General features: G+C 66.6%; 24 protein-coding genes and 1 pseudogene. 15 read left to right on the forward strand and 10 right to left on the reverse strand.

Translation table 11 applies throughout. From position 1 onward, the window contains the following. The first annotated feature begins 23 nt into the window (after window positions 1–23). Window positions 24–908, forward strand: coding sequence for a diacylglycerol kinase (locus HBE63_RS14040; RefSeq protein ID WP_166909776.1), 885 nt, complete (start codon window positions 24–26; stop codon window positions 906–908). Between the two features lie 43 nt (window positions 909–951). Here HBE63_RS14040 and HBE63_RS14045 read toward each other — a convergent pair whose 3' ends face one another. Beyond that, window positions 952–2,217 (reverse strand): RNA-guided endonuclease TnpB family protein, encoded by a 1,266-nt coding sequence (locus tag HBE63_RS14045; RefSeq protein WP_166905285.1) that lies wholly within the window; start codon window positions 2,215–2,217, stop codon window positions 952–954. A 107-nt stretch (window positions 2,218–2,324) separates the two neighbouring features. Between HBE63_RS14045 and tnpA the strand changes: the two are divergent. The 3 genes and pseudogenes from tnpA (at window position 2,325) to HBE63_RS14060 (ending at window position 5,782) form a co-directional block, all read left to right on the forward strand. Continuing rightward, window positions 2,325–2,705, forward strand: a pseudogene (gene tnpA, locus HBE63_RS14050) (IS200/IS605 family transposase). A 296-nt stretch (window positions 2,706–3,001) separates the two neighbouring features. Continuing rightward, window positions 3,002–5,254: a DUF4185 domain-containing protein gene (locus HBE63_RS14055; RefSeq protein WP_243858645.1), complete on the forward strand. Its 2,253-nt coding sequence runs from the start codon at window positions 3,002–3,004 to the stop codon at window positions 5,252–5,254. 3 nt (window positions 5,255–5,257) lie between these two features. Then, on the forward strand, window positions 5,258–5,782 hold the full coding sequence (locus HBE63_RS14060) for a hypothetical protein (protein WP_166905286.1): 525 nt from the start codon (window positions 5,258–5,260) through the stop codon (window positions 5,780–5,782). A 4-nt stretch (window positions 5,783–5,786) separates the two neighbouring features. On the opposite strand, the gene HBE63_RS14065 is transcribed toward HBE63_RS14060, so the two are convergent. From HBE63_RS14065 to HBE63_RS14075, 3 genes are all read right to left on the reverse strand, one after another. After that, complete coding sequence (locus HBE63_RS14065) at window positions 5,787–6,299, reverse strand: DUF3145 domain-containing protein (RefSeq protein ID WP_166905287.1); 513 nt, start codon at window positions 6,297–6,299, stop codon at window positions 5,787–5,789. A 113-nt stretch (window positions 6,300–6,412) separates the two neighbouring features. Then, window positions 6,413–7,246 (reverse strand): serine hydrolase, encoded by an 834-nt coding sequence (locus HBE63_RS14070; protein ID WP_166905288.1) that lies wholly within the window; start codon window positions 7,244–7,246, stop codon window positions 6,413–6,415. An 11-nt stretch (window positions 7,247–7,257) separates the two neighbouring features. Beyond that, window positions 7,258–8,142 carry a chemotaxis protein CheY gene (locus HBE63_RS14075; protein WP_208301368.1) on the reverse strand — a complete coding sequence of 295 codons (885 nt, stop codon included), beginning with the start codon at window positions 8,140–8,142 and terminating at the stop codon, window positions 7,258–7,260. 102 nt (window positions 8,143–8,244) lie between these two features. On the opposite strand from HBE63_RS14075, the gene HBE63_RS14080 reads away from it, so the two are divergent. The 3 genes from HBE63_RS14080 (at window position 8,245) to HBE63_RS14090 (ending at window position 11,403) form a co-directional block, all read left to right on the forward strand. After that, window positions 8,245–9,333, forward strand: a complete 1,089-nt coding sequence (locus HBE63_RS14080) for an S-(hydroxymethyl)mycothiol dehydrogenase (RefSeq protein ID WP_166905289.1) — start codon at window positions 8,245–8,247, stop codon at window positions 9,331–9,333. Further along, the gene (locus HBE63_RS14085) at window positions 9,330–9,962 is read left to right on the forward strand and encodes an MBL fold metallo-hydrolase (protein WP_166905290.1); all 633 of its coding nucleotides are present in this window, start codon (window positions 9,330–9,332) and stop codon (window positions 9,960–9,962) included. Before HBE63_RS14080 ends, HBE63_RS14085 begins: the two co-directional genes overlap by 4 nt. Window positions 9,963–10,029: 67 nt before the next feature. After that, on the forward strand, window positions 10,030–11,403 hold the full coding sequence (locus HBE63_RS14090; protein ID WP_166905291.1) for a styrene monooxygenase/indole monooxygenase family protein: 1,374 nt from the start codon (window positions 10,030–10,032) through the stop codon (window positions 11,401–11,403). Between the two features lie 5 nt (window positions 11,404–11,408). Here the strand turns inward: HBE63_RS14090 and HBE63_RS14095 are convergent, their stop codons facing one another. Then, window positions 11,409–12,146: an SHOCT domain-containing protein gene (locus tag HBE63_RS14095; RefSeq protein ID WP_166905292.1), complete on the reverse strand. Its 738-nt coding sequence runs from the start codon at window positions 12,144–12,146 to the stop codon at window positions 11,409–11,411. A 45-nt stretch (window positions 12,147–12,191) separates the two neighbouring features. On the opposite strand from HBE63_RS14095, the gene HBE63_RS14100 reads away from it, so the two are divergent. Both HBE63_RS14100 and HBE63_RS14105 read left to right on the forward strand, forming a co-directional pair. After that, window positions 12,192–12,434, forward strand: coding sequence for an LPXTG cell wall anchor domain-containing protein (locus HBE63_RS14100; RefSeq protein WP_166905293.1), 243 nt, complete (start codon window positions 12,192–12,194; stop codon window positions 12,432–12,434). Window positions 12,435–12,436: 2 nt separating this feature from the next. Then, window positions 12,437–13,480, forward strand: a complete 1,044-nt coding sequence (locus HBE63_RS14105; protein ID WP_243858647.1) for a class I SAM-dependent methyltransferase — start codon at window positions 12,437–12,439, stop codon at window positions 13,478–13,480. Between the two features lie 13 nt (window positions 13,481–13,493). On the opposite strand, the gene HBE63_RS14110 is transcribed toward HBE63_RS14105, so the two are convergent. Continuing rightward, window positions 13,494–15,053 (reverse strand): acetolactate synthase large subunit, encoded by a 1,560-nt coding sequence (locus HBE63_RS14110; RefSeq protein ID WP_166905294.1) that lies wholly within the window; start codon window positions 15,051–15,053, stop codon window positions 13,494–13,496. A 158-nt stretch (window positions 15,054–15,211) separates the two neighbouring features. On the opposite strand from HBE63_RS14110, the gene HBE63_RS14115 reads away from it, so the two are divergent. From HBE63_RS14115 to HBE63_RS14130, 4 genes are all read left to right on the forward strand, one after another. Continuing rightward, window positions 15,212–16,039: an SDR family oxidoreductase gene (locus tag HBE63_RS14115; protein ID WP_166905295.1), complete on the forward strand. Its 828-nt coding sequence runs from the start codon at window positions 15,212–15,214 to the stop codon at window positions 16,037–16,039. Then, entirely contained in the window at window positions 16,036–16,683 is a 648-nt protein-coding gene (locus tag HBE63_RS14120) for a TetR/AcrR family transcriptional regulator (RefSeq protein WP_166905296.1), read from the forward strand. Before HBE63_RS14115 ends, HBE63_RS14120 begins: the two co-directional genes overlap by 4 nt. A gap of 135 nt (window positions 16,684–16,818) precedes the next feature. Next, window positions 16,819–17,019 carry an excalibur calcium-binding domain-containing protein gene (locus HBE63_RS14125; protein WP_166905297.1) on the forward strand — a complete coding sequence of 67 codons (201 nt, stop codon included), beginning with the start codon at window positions 16,819–16,821 and terminating at the stop codon, window positions 17,017–17,019. A gap of 6 nt (window positions 17,020–17,025) precedes the next feature. Then, window positions 17,026–17,559 carry a thermonuclease family protein gene (locus HBE63_RS14130; protein ID WP_243858649.1) on the forward strand — a complete coding sequence of 178 codons (534 nt, stop codon included), beginning with the start codon at window positions 17,026–17,028 and terminating at the stop codon, window positions 17,557–17,559. 3 nt (window positions 17,560–17,562) lie between these two features. On the opposite strand, the gene HBE63_RS14135 is transcribed toward HBE63_RS14130, so the two are convergent. Together HBE63_RS14135 and HBE63_RS14140 are read right to left on the reverse strand one after the other, a co-directional pair. Further along, a complete protein-coding gene (locus HBE63_RS14135; protein ID WP_166905298.1) occupies window positions 17,563–19,392 on the reverse strand; it encodes an Hsp70 family protein in 1,830 nt (609 codons plus the stop codon). Between the two features lie 63 nt (window positions 19,393–19,455). Beyond that, a complete protein-coding gene (locus tag HBE63_RS14140; protein WP_243858726.1) occupies window positions 19,456–20,484 on the reverse strand; it encodes a dihydrodipicolinate reductase in 1,029 nt (342 codons plus the stop codon). Between the two features lie 215 nt (window positions 20,485–20,699). Here HBE63_RS14140 and HBE63_RS14145 point away from each other — a divergent pair, with 215 nt between their 5' ends. Next, window positions 20,700–21,446 (forward strand): SDR family oxidoreductase, encoded by a 747-nt coding sequence (locus HBE63_RS14145; protein WP_166905299.1) that lies wholly within the window; start codon window positions 20,700–20,702, stop codon window positions 21,444–21,446. Between the two features lie 4 nt (window positions 21,447–21,450). Here HBE63_RS14145 and HBE63_RS14150 read toward each other — a convergent pair whose 3' ends face one another. Together HBE63_RS14150 and HBE63_RS14155 are read right to left on the reverse strand one after the other, a co-directional pair. Continuing rightward, a complete protein-coding gene (locus tag HBE63_RS14150; RefSeq protein WP_166905300.1) occupies window positions 21,451–22,530 on the reverse strand; it encodes a DUF4185 domain-containing protein in 1,080 nt (359 codons plus the stop codon). Beyond that, on the reverse strand, window positions 22,527–23,066 hold the full coding sequence (locus HBE63_RS14155) for a hypothetical protein (RefSeq protein ID WP_243858650.1): 540 nt from the start codon (window positions 23,064–23,066) through the stop codon (window positions 22,527–22,529). The genes HBE63_RS14150 and HBE63_RS14155 overlap by 4 nt, the downstream gene beginning before the upstream one ends. Before the next feature lie 5 nt (window positions 23,067–23,071). Here HBE63_RS14155 and HBE63_RS31715 point away from each other — a divergent pair, with 5 nt between their 5' ends. Then, on the forward strand, window positions 23,072–23,200 hold the full coding sequence (locus HBE63_RS31715; RefSeq protein WP_256367931.1) for a hypothetical protein: 129 nt from the start codon (window positions 23,072–23,074) through the stop codon (window positions 23,198–23,200). Window positions 23,201–23,206 lie beyond the last annotated feature (6 nt).

Below are 23,206 nucleotides of genomic sequence, written 5' to 3' on the forward strand. Positions count from 1 at the left end.
AGGTCACGGTCCTGACCAATCCCATGTCGGGACATGGCAATGCGCCGCATGCGGCCGAGCGGGCCGTCGCGCAGCTCCAACGACGCGGTATCGACGTGTGCGCGATCGTCGGGACCGACGCCGCGCACGCCCGCCGACTGGTCGGCGAGGCGCTGGACCGCGGCACCGACGCCCTTGTCGTGGTCGGTGGCGACGGGGTGATCTCACTGGCCCTGCAGGCACTGGCCCAGGGTGATGTTCCGCTGGGTATCGTCCCTGCCGGGACGGGAAACGACCATGCCCGCGAATACCGTTTGCCGACAGGCGATCCCGAGGCCGCAGCCGATGTCATCGCCGACGGCCACACCGAGACTGTCGACCTCGGCCGCATCGAGGATGTCTCCGGCGCGGTCAAGTGGTTCGGCACCGTGATGGCCGCGGGTTTCGATTCCCTGGTGAGTGACCGGACCAACCGGATGCGCTGGCCTCACGGCCGGATGCGCTACAACGTCGCGATGGTCGCCGAGATCTCTAAGCTACGACTGCTGCCGTTCCGTCTCACGTTCGATGACGGCCCGGAGATCCGCACCGACCTCACTCTGGCGGCATTCGGCAACACCCGCAGCTACGGCGGCGGCATGTTGATCTGCCCAGGTGCCGACCACTCGGACGGATTGCTCGACGTCACGATGATCACCTCGGCGTCCCGCACCAGACTGGTCCGCCTGTTCCCCACGGTGTTCAAGGGCACCCACGTCGACCTCGACGAGGTGACGACCAAGCGCGCCAAGACAATCCATGTCGAATGTCCCGGCATCAACGCCTATGCCGACGGGGATTTCGCCCTCCCGTTGCCGGTCACGGTGTCCGCGGTGCCGGGCGCACTGCGCTTATTGGTGCCCAAGCAGTCGTCAACTACCCGGCCATGAATGGCCAGGCTTGCAGCTGTTGTTCGTGACTGGCTGTCTCGCTTCACGCCGCGCTGGGGGCCGTTGACTGGGCCCAGGTGGTTGGTGCTCGGTGCGCGATGTTGTCGGCTCCGAGGATGTCTGCGTGTTCTGCAATGTATCCGCAGTCTCGACACACGAACCGGGCCTGGCTGGTCCGGTTGCGTCTGTCGGTATGGCCACACGCGGTGCAGCGCTGGCTGGTGTAGGCCGGGTCCACTTGGATGATCGGCACACCCGCGCGGGCTGCTTTGTAGGTGAGGAACGCCCCGAGTTGAGCGAAGGCCCAGCTGGAGTGGGTGGCGCGTTGGGGCTTGCGCAGCCGTACCCGTTCGCGGATCCCGGTCAGTTCTTCGACCGCGATTCCGCGTCCGGTGCGTTCAGCCTCGGCCACGATCCTCTTCGAAATCTGGTGATTCACATCCGCGGCGAAACGGGCTTCTTTTCGGGCGCGTTGGCGTAGCAGTCGTTTCGCCGACTTGGTGTTCTTCTTCTGCAGTTTGTGGCGCAGTTCGCGGTTGCGGGTGCGGCGGTCTTTCACGCTGCCCCGCCCGGCCGCACCGTCAGACGCTTGCGCGCGGTAGGTTTTCATCAGCTCCTGCGCTAAGGGCCGGTCACTGGTGACCGCGATGTTCTCGATCCCTAGGTCCACCCCGATCCAGCCGACTGCGGCGTTGAGATGTTCACCGTCGCGTACCGGCAGTTCGGGCAGATCAACGGTGGCGATCAGATACCCCACCAGTGGACCGCTACCGCGCCGTCGGCGGCGGCGGCGGCGGATCACCAGATCAGTTTCCCCGCTGCGATGCGCGCGTAGCAGGGCGATCTGCGCCGGTTCACCGACAAATCGCAGGTTCTTCAGCCTGCCGTCCACGGTCCAGATCGACACCGTCCCACCGGTGTCGGTGTCGGCGTCATGGTTCCAGGACAGACACCGGTCGTCGAACGGTTGGGCAGCCAACGCGCGGAACCGGATCGCAGTGGTTTGCACCTTCTTTCGCCGGGCACTGCCCGGCGGGCCGTACCGACCAGCCCGAAGATTGGTCCGCAGGGCGGTGTAGGAGTCGGCGACCTTGCGGATGCACGATTGGGCGACCTGGGCGCCCAACCCGGCGTGCTCGCGGGCTTGGGCGTAGGTGATCGCCCGCAGATCCCGCCCGCGAAACACCCGCTCACGATGCGCGATGCTCGACACCAAATTCGCCGTCTGGTTGCACACGTTCAGGGTGCGGATCAGCACATCCAACTGGCCGGCATCGGCCTCCAGTCGAACCTGCACCACCTGCTTCATACCCGCACCCTAACCGTGGCCACCGACACCGCTGGTTCGCCACAATCCAACGATGGTCTGTGTCACCACGGTGAGAACCAGATCCCGATGTTCGCAGGGGCAGATCGGTGGTCTACCACCTTCACGCCCATTTGGTCTTCACACCCACGTATCGTCGCGGTCCGTTCACCGGCGAGATCTTGGGCCGCTGCGAACAGATCATGGCCGAGGTCTGCGCCGACTTCGGCGCCGAGCTTCGCGAGTTCAACGCAGAAACCGACCATGTGCACCTGCTCGTGCAGTACCCACCCAAGGTCGCGCTCTCACGACGGGTCAACAGCCTCAAAGGTGTCTCTGCTCGACATCTATGCCAAGAGTTCCCAGGCCATATTCGCAAATACTTGTGGGGCCAACACTTCTGGTCGCCGTCATAATTCGCCGGATCCTGCGGCGGCGCACCACTGTCAGTGGTCAAGGACTACATCGAAAAACAAAAACGACCCAATTAGTCCGTGGTGCCAACGCTACGCGCCGACACCACGATCAGGATGCGATTCCTCCCAGCCGTAACGACCGGCGTTCCTCGCAAGATCACCGCTGAATGAACTCGACCATGCAGTCGCGGGCCTCACGGCTCTCCGGCAGAACGGCAGAAACGCCGGGAACGCGTGCGGCTCAGGTGACGGCGAGCGTTCGCAGTTCAGCCACTTTCGGGGATTCGGCGTGTTTGCCCGACACCGTGAACCGCACACGGTACGTTTCGTTCGGGCCGGGGTTTGAGTGGAGTGGACTGGTACGGAGCGTCATGGAATCGACCAAATACATCGGCCGCGTCGGCGCACTCGCCGTTGCTCTCGGCATCGGCACAGCCTTGACTTCCGGGAGCGGAATCGCCTGGGCCGAAGGCGGGTCCGGCGATCCTGGCAAATCAGCGGCGGGAAGCGCCGACAGCTCCACCTCGAGCTCGGCGTCCAAGAAAAACCTGGGCAAACCGTCGAACACCAAGAAGCCGGTCACCACTCCGTCCGGCACGCTGTCGAAGATCGGCGAGCGGATGCGCAAGGACGTCGAGTCCGGACTGAATGACGTCGGCGACGCGATCAAGCGGACACAGAACCGGCTGGATTCCGCACGTGCCCCGCTGCCGAACCGGACAACCAAGGCCCGGAGCAAGATTCGGGGCACATTGACCAATACCCCCGATACCGGCAGCAAGGCCGACGTCGGACAGAAGACCGATACCGCCCGGATCGTCCCGGAAGCCGCGACCACTGCGCCGGATCTGCGGCGCGCGCAGCGGCCCAACACCGTGGTCGTCCGGATGCGGGATACCGCCGAGGACATCGACCAGCGCGGTCGCGACGTCGTCTCCACGCTGCGCACCGGGTCCACCACGTTCGACATCCCCGACGTCGTACCGGAGAAGTCCGTCGTCCCGGCGACGCCGATCACCGGACCGAAGGTGGTCACCGCAGCGCCGGTCGTCTCGGCATTGTTGAGCGTCGCGGGGTTGTCACCGTTCGGCGCGGGTACCAGCCCGGGCGCACCCGGCCAGTCCCCCGCATTGTGGGCCATGATGGCGTGGACGCGAAGGGAAGTCGAGCGGACGATCAATCCGGTCGGGTCGCGCGTGATGTCGGCCAACGCTGCCGCTTCGGTGGTGGCCGAGGGTGAGATCCAGCCGATGGCGGCCACCCCCAACGCGGCGGTGCAGACCGATGACCTGACGCCCAAACCCCAGGTCCCATCATCCTTGGCGAATTTCACCGACAAGCTCGGGTGGGTCACCGGCCCCGGCGTCACCGACCACTGGTTCGTCGCGGGCACAGACCTGGGCATCATGTGGAACAGCGGTTACACCGACCCCGTGACCGGAAAACCGATCATCTACGCCTTGTTCGGCGATACCTACAGTGAGCCGGGGATGGCCGGCGACTGGCGCAACAACGTGTTGTTCCGCACCGCCGACACCGATCTGTCCAACGGCCTGCAGTTCAGCGATGCCGTGATCAATGCCGGGGCGCAGTTTCCCGGCGACCCCAACGGGGTTCATCAGTGGTATGGCACCGGGGGGTCGGCCGCCGGCGCTTCGCAGATCATCTACGATCCGGGCGGCCTCAACGGACTGTTCGGCCAGACCTACACGATGATCCCGACGTCGGCGATCGCGATCGAAAACCCTGACGCCGACGGCGGCTACCGGCAGTACGCCACGGTGATGTCGATCCGCACCTGGGACAACCCGGGCAGCTGGACCACGAACTACTCGGGGATCGCCTACTCCGATGACGGCGGCAAGACCTGGACCGTCGACAGTGACACCGTGCGGTCCTCCGGCTGGTTCCGCGCGGGCCCAGCCTATGTCCCCGGTGACGAGCATTTCCAGCAGAACGCGCTGGTGATGTCGGACGACCCGACCGACCCGTACGTCTATGTGTACGGAACACCTTCGGGCCGGCAGGGTTCGGCCTACGTGGCCCGGGTGCAAAAGGATCAGATCACCAACCTGGATGCCTACGAGTACTGGTCGGGTGAGGATTCCAGCGGTGCCGGGAAGTGGGTGACCGGTGACCCGTCGGCCGCCGCTCCCGTGTTCGGCTCCAGCAGTACCGATTTCCTGCCGACCGTGTACCGGGTCGCGGACTTCTTCACCTTCGGGTTGTTCACCAAGATCGCGAACGGCATCTGGGTCGGCGGTCTGCCCACGGGCGGCAATGTCAGCGAGATGTCGGTGCAGTACAACGAGTATCTGGGCAAGTACATCGTGCTCTACACCGACGGCGGTAACAACGTGGTGATGCGGGTGTCGGATTCGCCGCAAGGTCAATGGTCGGATACCACGGCCCTGGTGAACAACAACCTGTCGACCAACACCGGCATGTACGCACCCATGGTCCATCCGATGTCGGGCACCGACTACTTCAACACCGTCGATGCCAACGGCAATGTGGTGCAGGACAACTCGCAATACCTGTATTACAACTTGTCCTACTGGGACGACTACAACGTCCGGCTGATGCGCACCGACCTGTCATCGATGAAGACGGTGTCGGTGTAGGCCATGTACCGGGTGTTCGCGTCGATTGCGGCGGCCCTCATCGCGGCTGCCGCGCTCAGCACCACTGCGTGCGCGCACGCCGATCCGGAGCCGGCACCACCCGGTCCCGCCGACACCACGGCACCGCAACCGGACGCGTCGTGCACCGAAAGCCTCGCCGGCGCACTGACTCCGGCCGACCCAGGACAACTCGGCAACAACCGGCGCCTGCTGATGTGCGATGGCGTGATCTGGCAGGCATTCGGTGGTCCCTATCCGTCGTCGGACCGCTGGCTGACCACCGGGCCCCAATTGATCCTGCACGGACAGGGCCGGCGGAATCCGGAAGCAGCGGCGGGTACCTGGTTGGCGATCCCAGAGACCGCCGAGGCACGGTGCAGCGTCGAGGTTGTCGACGTCCTGGGTGCCGGCAAGACGTCGGAGCCCGAGACGTTCAGCGCCGGACCGGGCCAATCGCTGACCTTCGAGGTCAGCGACCACATGTTCACAGCGAAGCTCAGCGGCTACTGCCTCTGGACGCGTAGCTGACGAGCTACCCCACGCCCCGATTCAGCCACGACACCTCGGCGCCGTCACCGCCGTTGCGGTAGGGCTCTAGGGACTCGTCCCACGCGGTACCCAGCACGGTGTCGAGTTCGGCGGCCAACATGTCGGCACCGCCGGCCATCAGGGACCGCAGCCGCATCTCGCCGACCATCACGTCGCCGTTGGCACTCATCGCGCCGCTCCACAGACCGAGGTGGGGGGTGTGGCACCAGCGGTGTCCGTCCACTCCGGCGCTGGGATCCTCGGTCACCTCGAAGCGCAGCACTGACCAGGAACGCAGGGCATTGGCCAACTGCGCCCCGGTGCCGACGGGCCCAACCCAGTTGGTCACCGCGCGCAACTGGCCGGGCATGGCCGCTTGCGGGGTCCACTTCAGGTTGGCCCGCGCCGACAGGGTCGACGACAACGCCCACTCAACATGTGGGCAAACCGCCGCGGGTGAGGCATGGACATACACCACGCCTGTCGCCGCGTCGGCGAACTGGTTCGACGCACGCATCTGCTACTCCTTCGGATACGAGGGACGTCTTCCCCAACGGCCTGGTATTCCGATCGAGCATGCAGTTGTGTGTGCCGCGCGTGTCTATTGTGCCCTGTGTGGCCAGTGTTGCGCTAGTCTGTCCCGCTTTCTCTCAGGACACCATCAGATATTGCCGGCCATAGCGGGTAGGTCCAGTCCCCGAAGTCGCGGTCGGTGAGCACCACCAAGGCCAGGTCAGCGGCCGGATCGACCCACAGAAACGTCCCCGACTGACCGAAATGCCCGAACGTGCGCGCAGAGTTAGCCGAGCCCGTCCAGTGCGGAGATTTGCCGTCCCGGAGCTCGAACCCCAGTCCCCAGTCATTGGGGCGTTGCACCCCGAACCCCGGCAACACCCCGTCGAGCCCGGGAAACTGCACCGTCACCGCGTCGTCGTGCAGTTCCTGTGACACCAGCGCCGGCCGAAGCAACTCGGCGGCGAACACCGCGAGGTCGGCGACGGTCGACACACCGCCGAACCCGGCCGCCTGCGTTCCGCCCAACAGCGTGGACGCCGACATCTGCAACGGCTCGAACACCGCCTCGGTCAGATAGCTGCCGAACTCGATGCCGGCGGCCTCCTCGACGGCGCGGGCCAACAGTTCGAATCCGTAGTTCGAGTAGATCCGACGCTGTCCGGGACGCGCCAGCACCTCGGCCGAACGCATGGACACCCCCGACGCGTGCGCCAACAGGTGGCGGATCGTCGAACCCGGCGGGCCGGCTTGGGTGTCGAGTTCGACCGCGCCCTCTTCGATCGCGATGTGTACGGCCCTCGCCACGAGCGGTTTGGTCACCGAGGCCAACGTGAAGGGCTTGCTCGTGTCGCCGTGATCGGCCAACACCCCGGACGGGCCGACCACCGCAGCCGCCGCCGAGTCGACGGGCCAGGTATCGATTACACGGAGGACTTCGGCGACACTCATCGTCGCCAAATCTATCGGGCGGTCCCCAGGCTCCGCGAAAGCAATTCCTCGACCATGCCGGCCGCCACCGCATCCACCTCGGCGACCAGGCGCCGCAGCCCGACCACCCGCCGAACCAACTCCCCCGGATCGCCGTCGGTGACTGCCGAGAGCCGATGCACATCCAAGACCGCGCGGTAGGCCGACTCAGTGGATTCCGGTTCCGTGGCTTCACACCACCGCTGCATCGACTGTGTCCAGGACGACACCCGATCACCGGCGCCCCGGCGGTGCACCAGGTTCAACGCGCGGCGGTACACGTCTGCTGCCCATTCCACTGGCAGCGGTTCGTCGAGCACCGGAAGCAGCACCTGATCGAGGACGCGGTACCCGGCAGGGTCGCCGGCGGCGACCGCAGCCGTGCCGGCCAGCGTCTGCGCCAGTGTGACCAGGGCCGCGTCATTCAAGTTCTCCGCGATGGCGGCCAACTGCCGTGTCACGGTATCGAATTGCGTGTGATCGCCGGCGTCGGCGGCCGTGACGGCGAGCAGGTATGCCAGGTAGCCGTGCGCGGTGGTCTCCGGGACGCCGTCGAGCAGTACCTGCGCTCGTTGCCCCCAATTAGCGGCCGGCGCCACGTGCCCACGGGCCAACCAGGCCAGGCCGAGTTCGGCGGCCTTCATCGCCGCCTGCACCGGGTCGGTGCGCAGCAGGCGCGTGTGCACCTGTTCGTTGATCCGCACGGATTCGCGGCCGTGCCCCTGACGCCAGGCCGCGGCGGCGTATACGGCAAGATCGTCGGTGTCGAGGGCCTGCACCCCGTCGACACGGCTGAAGGATTCGTAGCTGGCACGCCAGTCATTTCGCCGATATGCCGAGCGTGCGACCACCAGCAGTTGGGTTCGATCGTCGACCACAACCCACCGTAACGCGCAGCTGCACCGCCGGGCCGAGATTCAGCGGACGACGGGATCCCGCCAGTAATTGGACACCTGTCCGGTTTGCATTAAGTTATAGGCATGCCTCAGACAGTGCGTGGTGTGATTTCTCGGAGTAAGAAGCAGCCGGTCGAATTGGTCGACATCGTCATCCCCGATCCGGGTCCCGGCGAGGTGGTGGTCGACATCATCGCCTGCGGGGTATGCCACACCGACCTGACCTACCGTGAGGGCGGCATCAACGACGAATACCCGTTCCTGTTGGGGCATGAGGCCGCGGGCACGGTCGAGTCGGTCGGCGAGGGTATCACCCACGTCGAACCCGGCGACTTCGTGATCCTGAACTGGCGCGCAGTGTGCGGTGAATGCCGCGCCTGCAAGCGCGGTCGCCCCCATTTGTGCTTCGACACCCACAACGCCGCCCAGAAGATGACGCTGACCGACGGCACCGAACTGACCCCAGCTCTGGGCATCGGCGCCTTTGCCGACAAGACCCTGGTCCACGAAGGTCAGTGCACCAAGGTCGATTCGGCGGCCGACCCGGCGGTGGCCGGCCTGCTGGGCTGCGGGGTGATGGCCGGCCTCGGCGCGGCGATCAACACCGGCGCTGTGACCCGTGACGACACGGTCGCCGTGATCGGCTGCGGCGGTGTGGGTGATGCCGCGATCGCCGGTGCCGCCCTCGTCGGGGCGAAGAAGATCATCGCCGTCGACACCGACAACAAGAAGCTGGACTGGGCCCGCGATTTCGGGGCCACCCACACGATCAACGCCCGTGAGCTCGACGCGGTCACGACCATCCAGGATCTCACCGACGGCTTCGGCGCCGACGTCGTGATCGACGCGGTCGGAAGGCCGGAAACCTGGAAGCAGGCGTTCTACGCGCGCGACCTGGCCGGCACCGTGGTGCTGGTCGGTGTCCCCACCCCCGACATGACCCTTGAGATGCCGTTGGTCGACTTCTTCTCCCGCGGTGGATCTTTGAAATCGTCCTGGTACGGCGACTGCCTGCCCGAGCGCGACTTCCCCACCCTGATCTCGCTCTACCTGCAGGGTCGGCTGCCGTTGGAGAAGTTCGTCTCCGAGCGCATCGGACTGGACGCCATCGAGGATGCGTTCCACAAGATGCACTCCGGTGAGGTGCTGCGGTCCGTGGTGGTGCTGAAGTGACCGGACCGGGAGAGATCCAGCGGGTGGTGACCAGCGGCAAGTTCGAACTCGACGGCGGCAGCTGGGATGTCGACAACAACATCTGGCTGGTCGGTGACGACAAAGATGTCGTGGTGTTCGACGCGGCCCACACCGCCGCCCCGATCATCGAGGCCGTGGGCGGGCGCAACGTCGTCGCGGTCATCTGCACCCACGGCCACAACGACCACATCACCGTCGCGCCCGAACTAGGCAAGGCGCTCGACGCCCCGGTGTTCCTGCACCCGGCCGATGAGATGTTGTGGCGAGCCGTCCACCCCGACGCTGAATTTCACAGTGTTCCGGACGATTTCGTCCTGCGCGCCGGCGGCATCGAACTGCATGCCCTGCACACCCCGGGGCACTCCCCCGGGTCGGTCTGCTGGTCGATCCCCGAGCTGAACGCCGTGGTCTCCGGCGACACCCTGTTCCAGGGCGGGCCGGGCGCCACCGGACGGTCCTACTCCGACTTCCCGACAATCCTCGACTCGATCTCGAAGCGACTGGGCCTGCTGCCCGGAGAGACCGTCGTCTACACCGGCCACGGCGACACCACCACCATCGGCGACGAGATCGTCCACTACGACGAATGGGTCGCCCGCGGGCACTGACACCAGGTTGCGATCACGCTGAGCCAGTTCCTTACCGGCAGTCCGCGGCGCGCCCATAGTGGCACCCATGACGAGTTCGGATGGGCGCACCGCGGCAGTGATCGGCGCCGGACAGACCGGTGTGACCGCAGCTCTCGGGCTGTTGGACAACGGCTTTGAGGTCACCCTGTACAGCGACCGGGACCAGCGCAGCCTGCGCGACGATGTTGCGGCCACCGGCACTGCCCTGATCTTCGGGGAGGCGCAGCGGGCCGAGGAGTCGCTGGGGCTCAACACCTATCTGGCCACCGCCCCGACGTCGACCGGTGAAAGTGTTCGCGTGGTCGACGGCTCCGGCCCGGACCGGTCGGAAGCGATTGCCTTCGATGTCGACTTCGACGGGTTCGTCGGGGTGGCAGTGGACACCCGACTGAAGGCCCACGATCGGCTCACGCTGTTCCAGCAGCGAGGTGGGCGGTTCGTGGTCGAAGCCGTCGATCCGGTGCGACTGGACGGGATCGCCGCGGGTGTCGACCTGACGTTGATTGCCACCGGGCGCGGCGGGTTGTCCGCTCTGTTTCCTGTCGATGCCGAGCGCTCCGCCTATGACCGGCCCCAACGCAGCTTGTTGACCGTGACGCTGGCCGGGTTACCTTACGGGCCTGAGGTTTTCGCCCATCGCAGCAGCGCCGGTGGACGCCACAGCGCCTTGACGGTGGTTTCCGATCAGGGCGAGGCGTGGTGGGGTGGGTACCTGCACAAGGATGCCGGGCCGACCTGGGCGTTTCTGGGCTGGGCCCGACCTGGCAGCGAGTGGGAGCGCCGCTTCGCCGGCGCCGAGGACGCGCAATCCGCGCTCGACATCGTCACCGCGTTGCACCGTGACTACATCGATTGGGACCTGCCAGAGGTCGGTGAGCTCAAGACCCTCGAGGCCGATCCGCACTCATGGCTCAAGGGTGCGGTCACTCAGGTGGTACGGGCCGGGGTTGGCCGTACCGCGAACGGCCATCCGGTGGCCGCCCTGGGCGATACCGCAGTCACCTACGATCCGATCGCCGGCCAGGGCGCCCAGGGTGGGCTGCTGCAGGCCGCGGCCCTGGTACGCAGGGCAGTCGCACACAATGGACCGTTCGACGAGGCCTGGCTGCGCAACGCATTCGAGGATTTCTATGTCGACCGGGCACGGGCCGCACAACTGGTGACCCGCTTGTTCCTGTCCGATCCGGCGCTGTCCGAGTACGGCAACCTGTTCTTCGCGGCGGCGCAGGGAAGCCCCCGATTCGCCTCGAAACTCTATGGCCTGCTTGATGATCCGAGGCCCATCGAATCGCTCCGCTCCGTGGCGGCTGCCAAGCAGCTGATCACCGAGTTCTCCGGCGAACCTGCCGACGCCTTACTGGAGCGGTTCGTCCCGGCCGGAACTTTCCAACGGTCCGGCTTGGCAACGCACGCCGCGTAGCGGCGTCAGCTTCCCAGGATCCGGCGCTTCTCCGCTTCGAACTCCGACTCCGTCAACGCACCGGTATCACGCAGGGCAGCAATAGTTTTGAGCTGCTCTAACCTGACCGCCTGGTCGTTGGGAACCTGAGACCCGGAATACGTCGGGATGTATGTCGGCGTGTCGGTCGGTGTGTACGTCGGCGTGTATGTCGGATACGTCCTCTTGCCAGAACGCTGCGCCCACACGATCGACAGGCCGAGCGCGACAGCGGCCAGGACCGCCATCCCGATGAACGGCCACATCACCCAGTAGTAGGGACTGCTGTGCCCGAAGACCAGCTGGGGATTCTGAGACGCGAAGACTGACGCCTTGGCGTCGATGCGGTAGGTACCGGCCTGCTTGATGTGGACCGTGAAGACCCGCACTGTGACTTCCCGGTTGGTCTTCGATGAACTGCTCATCGAATCGGTGATGAGGGGTTTGGCCACGCCGGACGGCGGAATGATGTCCAGCTGGATCGGCGGGACCATCACCCCCTTGCCGCCCACGGTCAGAGTGGTGGCGCGGTAGGCGATGTCCACGTCGCCGGCGGGCAGTTCCAGACTGGCCGAGCCCGGGATCGGCACCTCGCCGTAGGCGTCGTCATCCGCGATGACGAACGCGTTCACCATCACTGACCCGATGATGCCGAGAACGCCGATGGCCAAGGCGATGACGGACACGATGATCGCCGTCCGCGGGGCGCCCCCTCCGTTACTCATGGCCGAAGTGTGTCATAGCCGGCCGGAAGCGAGTTACCGTCGGGTATGCCTCGCGACGAGACGGAGACCGCCGAGACCACCGGACCGGCACGCCGGCCGGCGCTGCGTTACTGGGCGGCCCTGATCTTGGTCGCCCTGGCTGCGATCTTCGTCGCGCAGAACCGTGATCGGGTGGGTGTACACGTGCTGTGGGTGACCGTCGAGTCGCCGATGTGGTTCATCTTGGTCATCATTTTCGTCATGGGCCTACTCATCGGACTGCTGCTGCGCCGACGGCGGCGACCCTAGCCATGGCAAGGCCGCGCCGGGCCACACCCCGCCCGCATGCCGCCGGAATGAGTTCGGCGATCAAGCTTCTTGAACTGGCGGCGCAGACAGTGCCGATCCCGACACCGCCACAGCCCATCGTCATCGCTGATTACGGGGCCGGCACCGCGCACAACTCGATGCAACCGATCAGCGCCGCAATCGCGACCGTGCGCAGCCGCACCCGCCCCGAGCACTCCATTCTGGTGACGCACACCGATGTCGCCGACAATGACTTCTCCACGATGTTCCGGACCCTGGAGGAGGATCCACAGTCCTACCGGCACCGGGATCCGGCCACCTTCAGTTCGGCGATCGGCCGGTCGTTCTACAGCCAGATCCTGCCGTCCAACAGCGTGCACCTGGGATGGTCGGCCTGGGCGGTAGCGAGACTGAGCAAGGTGCCGATGCCGGTAGCCGATCACGTCGTCGCGGCCTACACCAACGACGAGCGGGTGCGCGCGGCCTATGCCAGGCAGGCCGCGCACGATTGGCACGAGTTCATCGCTTTCCGCGGCCGCGAGCTCCATCCGGGCGGCCGCCTGGTGGTGTTGACGACCGCACTGGACGATGCCGGCGACTTGGGCTATCGCCCGTTGTTCCGCGCTGTCGTCGGCGCATTGACCGAGCTGATCACCAGCGGTGTGGTGAGCGCCGAGGAGGTGACGCGGATGTCGCTGCCGATCGCCGGACGGCGCGCCGTGGATTTCACCGCACCGTTCGCCCCGTCGGGCCGGTTCGAGCGGCTGGAGATCCAGCACGTGGAGGTGGTCGACGCGGAGGATCGGATCTTCAACGCCTACCGTAGTGACAGGGACGCAAGCGCTTTCGGCACCCGCTGGGCCGATTTCCTCTGGTTCACCGCGTTTGCCGATCTGGGCGCAGCGCTCGAGGGTGCCCCGGACCGGTTGCCGGGCTTCTACGACCGGCTGCATGCGGGCATTGCGGAGCGGCTGTCCGCCGAGCCCGAGGAGATGCGCATTCCGATCGCAGCAGTGGTATTGGAGAAGCGCCGCCCGAGCCAGTGATCGACGCATCCGGTCATGCGGGCGACCAGGTCGGCAATGCGGCGTCGATCAGGTGTGGCCCCGGCTCGGCCAGGGCCGCCCGGAACTGATCGGCAAGCTCTTCCGCGGTGGTGGCCCGGGTGGCCGGAACACCGAATCCCTGTGCTATCAAAGAGAAGTCGATGTCGGGCCGGCTCAAGTCGAGCAGTGAGCGCGACCGCTCCCCATTGGCTTCCGTGCCCACCCGCAACAACTCAAGCTGCAGGATGGCGTAGGCGTGGTTGTTCAGGATCACCACGGTGACGTCGAGTTGCTCGCGGGCCATCGTCCACAGCGCCGAAATGGTGTATGCGGCACTGCCGTCGGATTGCAGGGCGATGACCGGGCGGTCCGGCGCGGCGATCGCGGCTCCCACCGCCACCGGCAGGCCCTGCCCGATCGCCCCACCGGTCAGGGTGAGGACATCGTGACGCGGGGCAGACGCGGTGGCGGCCGGCAGGAACACGCCGCTGGTGTTGGCCTCATCGGAGACGATCGCGTTCTCGGGCAGCAGTGCTGCGATCACCTGTGCCAGGTTCTGCGGGTTGAGCTCACCCGTGGGCAACTCGACCGGGCTGGGTTGCGATGGGCCGGGTAGTGCGCCACCCAATTCGTCTGCCAATGCGGCCAATTCATCCGCGGCCAGTGCACAGACGTCGGCGCCTTCGGGCACCAGGACACTCGGTTTGCCCGGGTAAGCGAAGAACGACACCGGCGACTTGGTTCCGACCAGCACCAGATGCGTTGCCCCGGAGAGCTGTTGGGTGGCCTGCTCGGCCAGGTAGCCGAGGCGTTCGATGGCGGGCACGCCCTGCCCACGGGCCAGCCGGGCCGGAAACGTCTCGACCAGCACGCGCGCCCCGGTGGCCGCGCCGATCCGCGCTGCCGCCCGCAGACCGTCGGCGTGCGTGGCGGCACCGCCGAGCAACACCACTGCACGCTCCCCCTCGGTGCGCAACAGTTCGGCCGCTTCCGCGACGTCCAGTTTCACGGCGGGATCGTCGCCGGTGTCCGAATGCCCAATACCTGGGTCCGGCAAAGGGTTCTGCGGTGCGCTGCCCCAGGAATAGTCGGCGGGCAAGATCACGGTGGCGACCCGCCCGGGCGTACCGGTCGCACTCTGCACGGCGCTGTGGACGGCGACGTCCAGGTCGGCGGCCGATTCGGGCCGGTGCACCGAACCGTGCGTCCAGCGCCCGAGCGCGTCGATGTCGGATTCCAGCGGCGCGTCGAGCGGTTGATGGTAGGTCGCATGATCGCCGACGACGTTGACCACCGGGGTGAACGCGCGCCGGGCATTGTGCAGATTGGCCAGACCGTTCGCCATTCCGGGGCCGAGGTGCAGCAGGGTCGCCGCGGGGGTGCCGGCGATGCGGGCGTACCCGTCTGCGGCTCCGGTGGCGACTCCTTCGAACAGGCACAGCACCGGACGCATGGCCGGAGTGGCATCCAGCGCGGCGACGAAGTGCATCTCCGAGGTGCCCGGGTTGGCGAAGCACACGTCGACACCTTCGGCGAGCAGGCGGTTCACCACCACTTCGGCGCCGGTGCTCATGAGACGCCTCCGGCGCCATTTTCACTTATCTGCCAGCCGTTGTGCACCCGTCCATATTGATCGGCCACCGGGCCGGATGCCAGTACCCGGCCTTGACTGATTATCAGTCAGTCTGTCACGGTGGGGTCTACATCCCAATGGGCTGAGCGGAGCCAGACATGCGACACCGTGGAATCGACCTCTCCGGCAAGAAGGCGCTGATCACCGGCGCATCCAGCGGGATCGGGCGCGAGCTGGCCCTAATCCTGGCGCAGCGAGGAGCGACGCTGGCGCTCGCAGCACGCCGCAAGGATCTGCTCGACGGCCTGGCCGACGAGATCGCCGGCCAGCGGGCACACCGACCGGTCGTGCTCCCCGTCGATCTGGCCGTGCCCGGTTCGGCGGCCGATCTCGGGCGCCGGGCCCTGGTCGCGCTCGGCGGGGTGGACATCGCGATCAACAATGCCGGCGCCAACCTGACCGGATCACAATCGCTCGTGGCCGACTCCACGGCTGCCCGCGCGGTCTTCGAGGTCAATGTCTGGTCCCCGGTGGCGCTCACCTCAGCATTGTTGCCGGCCATGCGGGCGGCCGGTTCCGGCGTGATCGTCAATGTCACCTCCACGGTTCAGGCGGTACCTCTCCCCCTGCTCGGCTACTACGCCGCCTCGAAAGCCGCGCTGGCCCAGGCCACGAAATCGCTTCGACTGGAGCTGGCCGGAACCGGCATCCGGGTGTTGGAGGTGGTGCCAGGTGCGACCGATACTGCGCTGCGCGACATCGATGAGCTGCCGTGGAAGACCACGCCGCCACCGACGTTTCCCCCGGTGACCCCCGCATCCACCGCGGCGGCCATCGTCCGCGGGCTGGAGCGTGGCGCAACGCGCGTCGTTCACCCGCGCTATTCACTTCTCCCCCTGGAGGTTCCGGTGCTCGGACGAACGATCGCCGCGGTCGGCGGCCGACGGGTCGATACCCTCGGCGCACTGGCCGAACCGGGCCGATGAGCACTCGCATCAGGCCGACCGATCGGCGTCAGCTCATCGTCGATGCGGCCCGAAAGCAGTTCGCGACGCGGCCATACGATCAGGTCACCACCGCACAGGTCGCCAAGGACGCCGGTGTGGCCTACGGCTTGATCGCCCACCACTTCGTCAACAAGCGTGGCCTGTATCTGGCCGTGATGAAGGAGATCGCGGAAGAGATCGCCGCGGCGCAGACGGCCGCCGCGCCGCCGGGTTCGAGCCTGGCAGATCGGCTACGCCATGCCCTGCGCAGCCATATCGCCCACATCGATTCGTACTCGGAAAGTTTCGTTGCGCTACTACGTGGTGCGCTGGGCGCCGATCCCGAACACCAGTCGGCCGTCGAACAGCTCCGCTGGTTGGGTGCTCAACGAATTCTGTTGGCGCTGGGCATCGTTGATCCCATCGCTCCTATCCTGCGCACCGCCATGCACGGCTGGATCGGTTTCCTCGACGAGATGATGATCGACCGCATCACCCACCGCGATGTGGACATCGATACCCTGGCCGACCTCGCCGCCGCCACATTGGCCGTTACGTTGCGCACCACTGCCACCCTCGACCCCTCGATCACCTACACCTCCGAGGCAGCGGCAGCCATCGACGCCATCACGTCCGGGTTCTGACCCAGCCATCCGCAGGTCAAGGTCTTGCCGGATGCAATTGACAAGATTCCTCAACAAACGTGCACCCTACGGGTTGCGCGTACTACGATGCGCTTACTTACGATTCCGTCAATTCAAGATCACAAGGGGGTTCACATGTTTCGTGCCTTCGTCGTCGCGGCAGCTCTGGTTGCCGGCGCCATCGGTGTGGCCCCCATGGCACAGGCCGACCCGCCCTATCGGTACTGCAAAGACGCGTACGCCGACGGCAGGTCCAACATGACCAAAGACGATCCCGGTTATGCCGACCACCTCGACAGAGACGGCGACGGCATCGCCTGCGAGAACAAGTCCTGACCAACCGTGACATCGACGATCGCGATCCGCGTTGTCGGTGTCGTGGTGTTTCTGATCGCCTTCATCACCCCTCCGGCGGTCGGGGCCGACCCCACCGCTACGACGGCAGAAGTACTGCGAGTGGTCGACGGCGACACCATCGACATCCGTGACGATGCCCGGGGCCGACTCCGCGTGCGAATCTTAGGAATCGACACGCCTGAGACGAAGAAGCCCGGTTACACCATCGGCTGCTGGGGTCCGCAGGCTACGGAGTTCGCGAGGTCGAACATGGCCGGACAACGGGTAGCCCTCCAGACCGATCCGACTCAAGATCGGACCGATCGCTATGGGCGCACCCTGGCGTACCTGGTCCGGGCCGACGGCTGGGATTACGCAGTGGAAGCAGCGAGGGCCGGGATGGCCCACGCATATGTCTACCGTGGCCACCCCGTCGCCCGTTACGACGCCATCGCGGCTGCCGAAAACGAAGCGAGACAAGCTCATCGCGGGCTGTGGGGTCCGCCGTGCGACGGCAACACCGAGTCCGTTCCGCGCTGAACGTCAACCCCCGGTATGACCGCCACCGGGCGCCGGCACCCACGGCAGGCCGGGGATCGTCGGATACGGGGCGGTGGGACTCCATGGCGCCTGCGTGGTGGTGGGCACCTGCGTGGTGGTGGTGGGCACCTGGGTGGTGGTCGGCGCCGGTGTGGTCGTGGGCGGCGCTTCCGTCGTCGTCGGCGGCGGCGGCGTCTCGGCCGGCGGCGGGTCCTCCGTCACCGGCGGAGCCTCTGGAGCGGGCTGCTCCACCGTCTGCGTCACGGTGTGCGGGGCCGGCGCCTCGTGCGTAACGGTCTGCGGCGCCTGGTCGGTGGCGGGTTCGTCGACCGGCACGGCAGGCGCCTGCTCGTCCGGAGCCGCGGTGGTCGACGTGACCGCCTTGGAGGTCGACGCCGGACGGGTGGGCTCGTCGCTCCCCATGACGGCCACCAATGCCGCCAGGACGGCAACCAGCACAACGGCGGCGCCGGCACCCAGAATCACGGGCGGCCGGAGATACCAGGGCCTAGCTGCGATCTCGTCGCGCTCGGTCAGCTCACGCTCACCGAACTCGAGTTGAGGTCGCGCCGTGGTCCGTCCACCCGCGGGGTCCAATCCGGTATCGAAGTCGGCCCCGTAATCGTCGCCGTAATTCTCGGCCCGGTAGTCCTCGACCGGCGCGACGTCGGGCACGTTCTCGGCATCGGACCAGGCCAGCGCCTGCGACGCGGCCGGAGGCTCGGGCGCCACCAATGCCGCGGCTTGCGTCGGCGGGGCTGCTGCCATGGAGGCCGGGGCCATGGCCGTCCTGCCGTCCTCCACGGTGCCACGCACCGCGATCAAACCACCACCGATGGCCGGGGTCAGCTCTGGTTGGGGCGCGGTGATCACCGGCAGACCGAGATGTTCGGACAACGTCGTCGTGATCGCGGGGATCCGGGCGCCCCCGCCGGTGGAGGCCACCGCCACCAGCTCCCCGGGGCGCAACCCGGTGCGTTCTATCGCGCCCTGCAGGACAGACATGAACTCGCGCAGCGGTTCGGCGATCACGTCATCGAGTTCATTGCGGTTCAGCCGCACGTCGCTGCGATGCCCCGGAAGTTCGGCGACCAGCGCCGTGACGGATTCGGTGGACAGACGTTCCTTGGCGCGCCGGCATTCGGCGCGCAGACGACCGAGCGAGCCGATGGCCGAGGTGCTGGCCAGGTCGATCGTTCCGGCCGCGGACAGGTCGTTCACCACGTGGGTGAGCAGTCCCTGGTCGATCAGGTCACCCGACAAGTCGGGATGCCGGATCGTCGGTGCGATCGGCTGAAAGCCGCGGTCGGCGTCGGCCAAAGTGATGCTGGTGCCGCTGCCCCCGAAGTCGCACACGGCGATCACACCGCGCGTCGGCACCCCGGGGTTGTCCTGCAGTGCGACCAGCGCCGCCACCGCGTCGGGCACCAGCACCGGATCACCGAAGCCTCCGATGGCAGCCAGTTCGGTGCGCAGCGCCTCCACCTGGTTGGGCCGCCAATGCGCGGGATGGGTGACGGTGATCGGGTCGGCGGGCGGACGTCCCCCGGTCAGGGTGCGGAGCAGCGCCGCCAGGGCGTCGGCCAGCACGGCCTCGCCCCGGTGCGAAGAGCCGTCAGGGGCCAGCATCCCGACCGGGTCTCCCACCCGCTCCACGAAGTCGGTGAGGATCAGGCCGCGCTCGTTCAGGTTGGGGTTCTCGCTGGGTACCCCCACTTCGGGAGCTCGGTGCGGGAACAGCGTCAGCACCGGCGACCGCGTCACCGCGGTGCGGCCCACCACTACCGCTGTGAGGTCCGTCGATCCGATCGACAACCCGATACCCTCAGCCATGTCACCCCGTTTCGAGAAGAACCCTATCCGGTAGTCCATCTCGATTGACGCGGCCGGCGTTACCTAGCGAATGGTGCCAAACCCGGGAATCAGAGGTAGATCCAGGGGCGTCACCCAGCCAGGCAAATGTTCGTTGACCGCGGGCACGGCGTTGAGCGCGCGCAGCCCGGTGGCCAGGCAGCCCGCGGCGGCGGCATCGCGTCCGGAACCGTCGGTGAACCGGAACGCGGTCTCCTGAGCGATGCTCGGGGTGCCTTCGATGTCGACGCGGTAGACGTCGTTGTCGTTTCCGGACGGCCAGTCCGGTGCGGCGTCCAGGCCGATCCGGTTGACGTGCTCGAGCTGGATCCGTGTCTCGCCACGGTAGACACCGTTGATCGTGAATCGCACCGCGGCGACGTTGCCGGCCGGGATGATGCCCTTGGCCGACTTGCGTTCGTCGGGGGTGATCCACTTGTCCCACGTGGTGGTGATCTCGTCGAGCTCGATACCCGCGGCGTGCGCGATCATCGGAACCGTTGCGCCCCAGGCGAAGATGAGGATGTCCGGGGTTTCGAGCAGGGCGCGGTGCTCAGGCGGTTTGCCGATGCCCATCTCGAATTCGTAGTCGCCGGTGTAGTTGGTGTAGTCGAGCAGTTCCGATGCCTGCACCCGACGCACCTCCGAGCACAGGCCCATCAGGGTCATCGGGAACAGGTCGTTGGCGAAGCCGGGGTCGATTCCGGTGGTGAAACAGGACGCCCCGCCGACCTCGCACGCCTCGGTGATGGGCTCGATCCAGTTGGGCGGGTTGAGGTGCATCTTGGGCCACACCCACGGGGTCATCGCGGTGGAACAGACGTCGATGCCGGCGCGCAGGAACCGGGTGATGACGTCGATGTTGGCGTCTGCGTGGGCTGCTGTCGGTCCGTAGTGGACCAGCGCGTCGGGCTTCAACGCGATCAGTGCGTCGATGTCGTCGGTGGCGGTGATGCCGATCGGGGCGCCCAGTCCGCAGATCTCGCCGACGTCGCGGCCCACCTTCTCCGGATTGCTGACACCCACGCCCACCAGCTCGAACAGCGGATGCCGCATGATCTCGGCGATCACCATGCCGCCTACAAAACCGGTGCCCCAGACCACAACTCGTTTCGTCACGGCGTTCACATTAGGTGTACTACCTACCTCCCCGTGGCGGTTCCGGCCAGCCCGCCGGCAGATGTTCGCGTAGTGATACCGGTCACAACCGGCATCAATATCGTGCGGCCGCATGTCCTTAGTAATCGATCGGTTCGCACAGCTTCGAACTCAGCATGAGAAGGACTCCGATGAGCACAAACACACTGACCGGACGACGCGCACTGGTGACCGGCGGATCCCGCGGAATCGGCGCCGGAATCGTGCGACGGCTCGCCGCCGACGGCGCCGCGGTGGCGTTCACCTACGGGGCCTCTGCCGCCGAGGCCGACAAGCTGGTCGCCGAGTTGAGTGCGGACGGCGCGAAGGTCGTCGCAATCCAGGCTGACAGCGCCGATCCAGCGCAGGTAGCGAACGCCGTCGAAGAGGCGGTGGGCGCGCTCGGCGGATTGAACGTATTGGTCAACAACGCCGGAACCGCCTACATGGCACCGATCGATGAGTTCCCGCAGGAGCAGTTCGACCGACTGGTCGCCATCAACATCGGCGGGGTGTACTCGGCCATCCGCAGTGCGGTCGGCCATCTCGGGGAGGGATCCCGCATCATCAACATCGGCAGCATCAACGCCGACCGCGTCCCGACTGGCGGAACCGCCGTATACGCGATGACCAAGGGAGCGGTGTCCTCCCTGACGCGCGCGCTGGCCCGCGACCTTGGACCCCGGGGTATCACCGTCAACAATGTGCAACCCGGTCCGATCGCGACCGATCTGAACCCCGACGAAGGTGAATTCGCCGATGTCGTAAGGCAAACCACCGCGCTGGGCCGCTACGGGCACACCAGCGACATCGCCGCCGTGGTGAGCTTCCTGGCCGGCCCGGAGTCGGGCTACGTCACCGGGGCGAACTGGAACGTCGACGGTGGCTTCACCGCCTGATCGCTCACAGGTTGATCGGGTCGGGCCGTTGCGGTTTCCTGGATGTGTCCTTCAGCGTGGACTTGAATTGCATTGCGCGGTATGGCCATCCGGTGTCGGTGCGCCACTGCGAGACCACCAGCCCGACACCGCCGGTGACGCCGAAGCGCGAACCCGGCAGCAGATAGCCGCCGTATAGCTGGGCGACCTTGCTGTCCGCCTGGTCCTCGGCGTCCCACGGCGATCCGGTGATCGGTGTCTGAATCGGGGTGGTGTACATGTTGGCCACTGGCGAGGACACCACCCGGTAGCCCAACGCATATGAGGACGCGAGGAATCCGCCGAGGACCCATCGGCCGGGGGCGGTGCGGCGGAAGGTCAGCTCGCCCCAGTGCTCGTCGGGTGGGGTGATCGGGGTGGCCTGGGTTCCCCACTGCCAGCGCCCGTTGACGAAGCCCCAGCTGGAATACTGCGACCGTCGGCCGATCTGATCGGGCCGGACCCGCATCAGGATGATGCCCTTGTCGCGCTGAAACCCGGTCGCCACCACGTACACCCAGCCGTCGTGGGGGTCGTAGTCCCACGACCAGCATTGGGCATGGCCGTCGTGCAGGTCCGCCGGAAACTTCGCCTGCTCGCCCAGGTGGGTCCAGGACACCCCGCTATCGTCGGAGCGCCAGATCTCGGTCCAGATGACCGTGCCGAAGCCGTGATTGACGATCGCGTGCAGGTACAGCGAGTCACCGACGCGCAGCAGATCCGACGGGATCACGGTGCTGATGCCGCCGCGCCGCCATCCGGATGCCTCGTCGTCGTGGAGGTAATCCCACAGTTGCCGCGCGTAGGCGGGGTCGGGCCCACCGGCGTATTCGTAGACGATCTCGTGGTTGGCGTCGCCGGTGCCGATCAGTACCACCGGTGAACGCCAGTCGCCCTGCCCGACGCGGCTGCCGGAGAACGTGTCACCGAACACCGACACCAACTTGCCGTTGGGGGCGATGATCGACGCGCCGAGATCGGTGGCGGTGACCCCGAACCGGTCGGTGCGTCCCGGCCCGGTGATGTCGACGACCTTGCCGTCGATCAACGGGACGGCACCGCTCACATGCACAAGCGCAGGCCCCAGGTCTGACAGTTCAGCGGATAGGTGTCAACCGGAATCTGCAGCGGCCGATCGTATTTCAAGGTGAACGGAAAGGTGTGGATCGCCGGCGCCAACGTGCCGCCACACGCCTCGTTGTTCGCGACGCTGCGGGTGCCGGTGAGTGCGATGTCGTCGAACTTGTAGGTCTCGTTGGTCGGCGCCCAACTGCCATCCGAGCACTGGATGCCCTCGAGCACCGCAGTTGAATAGACCCACTGTCCGCCGGTCAGCCGGGCATCGCCGCCCTTGGTGCCGCGGGTGGTTTCCACGTGCAGTCGGCACGCCACCGCCAACTCCAGAGGCTCGCGCAGATCTCCGACGGTCGGGACACAGGACGGCCAGACCGACCAGGACTCGTGCGCGAGGCCCTCCTGCGAGTAGTTGTAGATGCCCTGCATGAGCGGCTCGGCCTGTGCAGGAGCTGCAACCCCCAGGCTGAGTCCGATTCCCAGGGCCGACATCAGGGCGGTCGCGGCCGCCGTGCGCTTGAAGGTCACAATGGGTGAGTATCGCAGTCTTCATCAGCGTCGTCACCGGTATGGGCCCATACGCATCAATCCGGACCTGCCTGACGGCCCCAGCGGGTGAGCGCACTGGCGGATCGCCCGCGGTGATCCTGGAGAAATCGTGACCACAC

The organism is Mycobacterium sp. DL440 (assembly GCF_011745145.1).
GTDB lineage: Bacteria > Actinomycetota > Actinomycetes > Mycobacteriales > Mycobacteriaceae > Mycobacterium.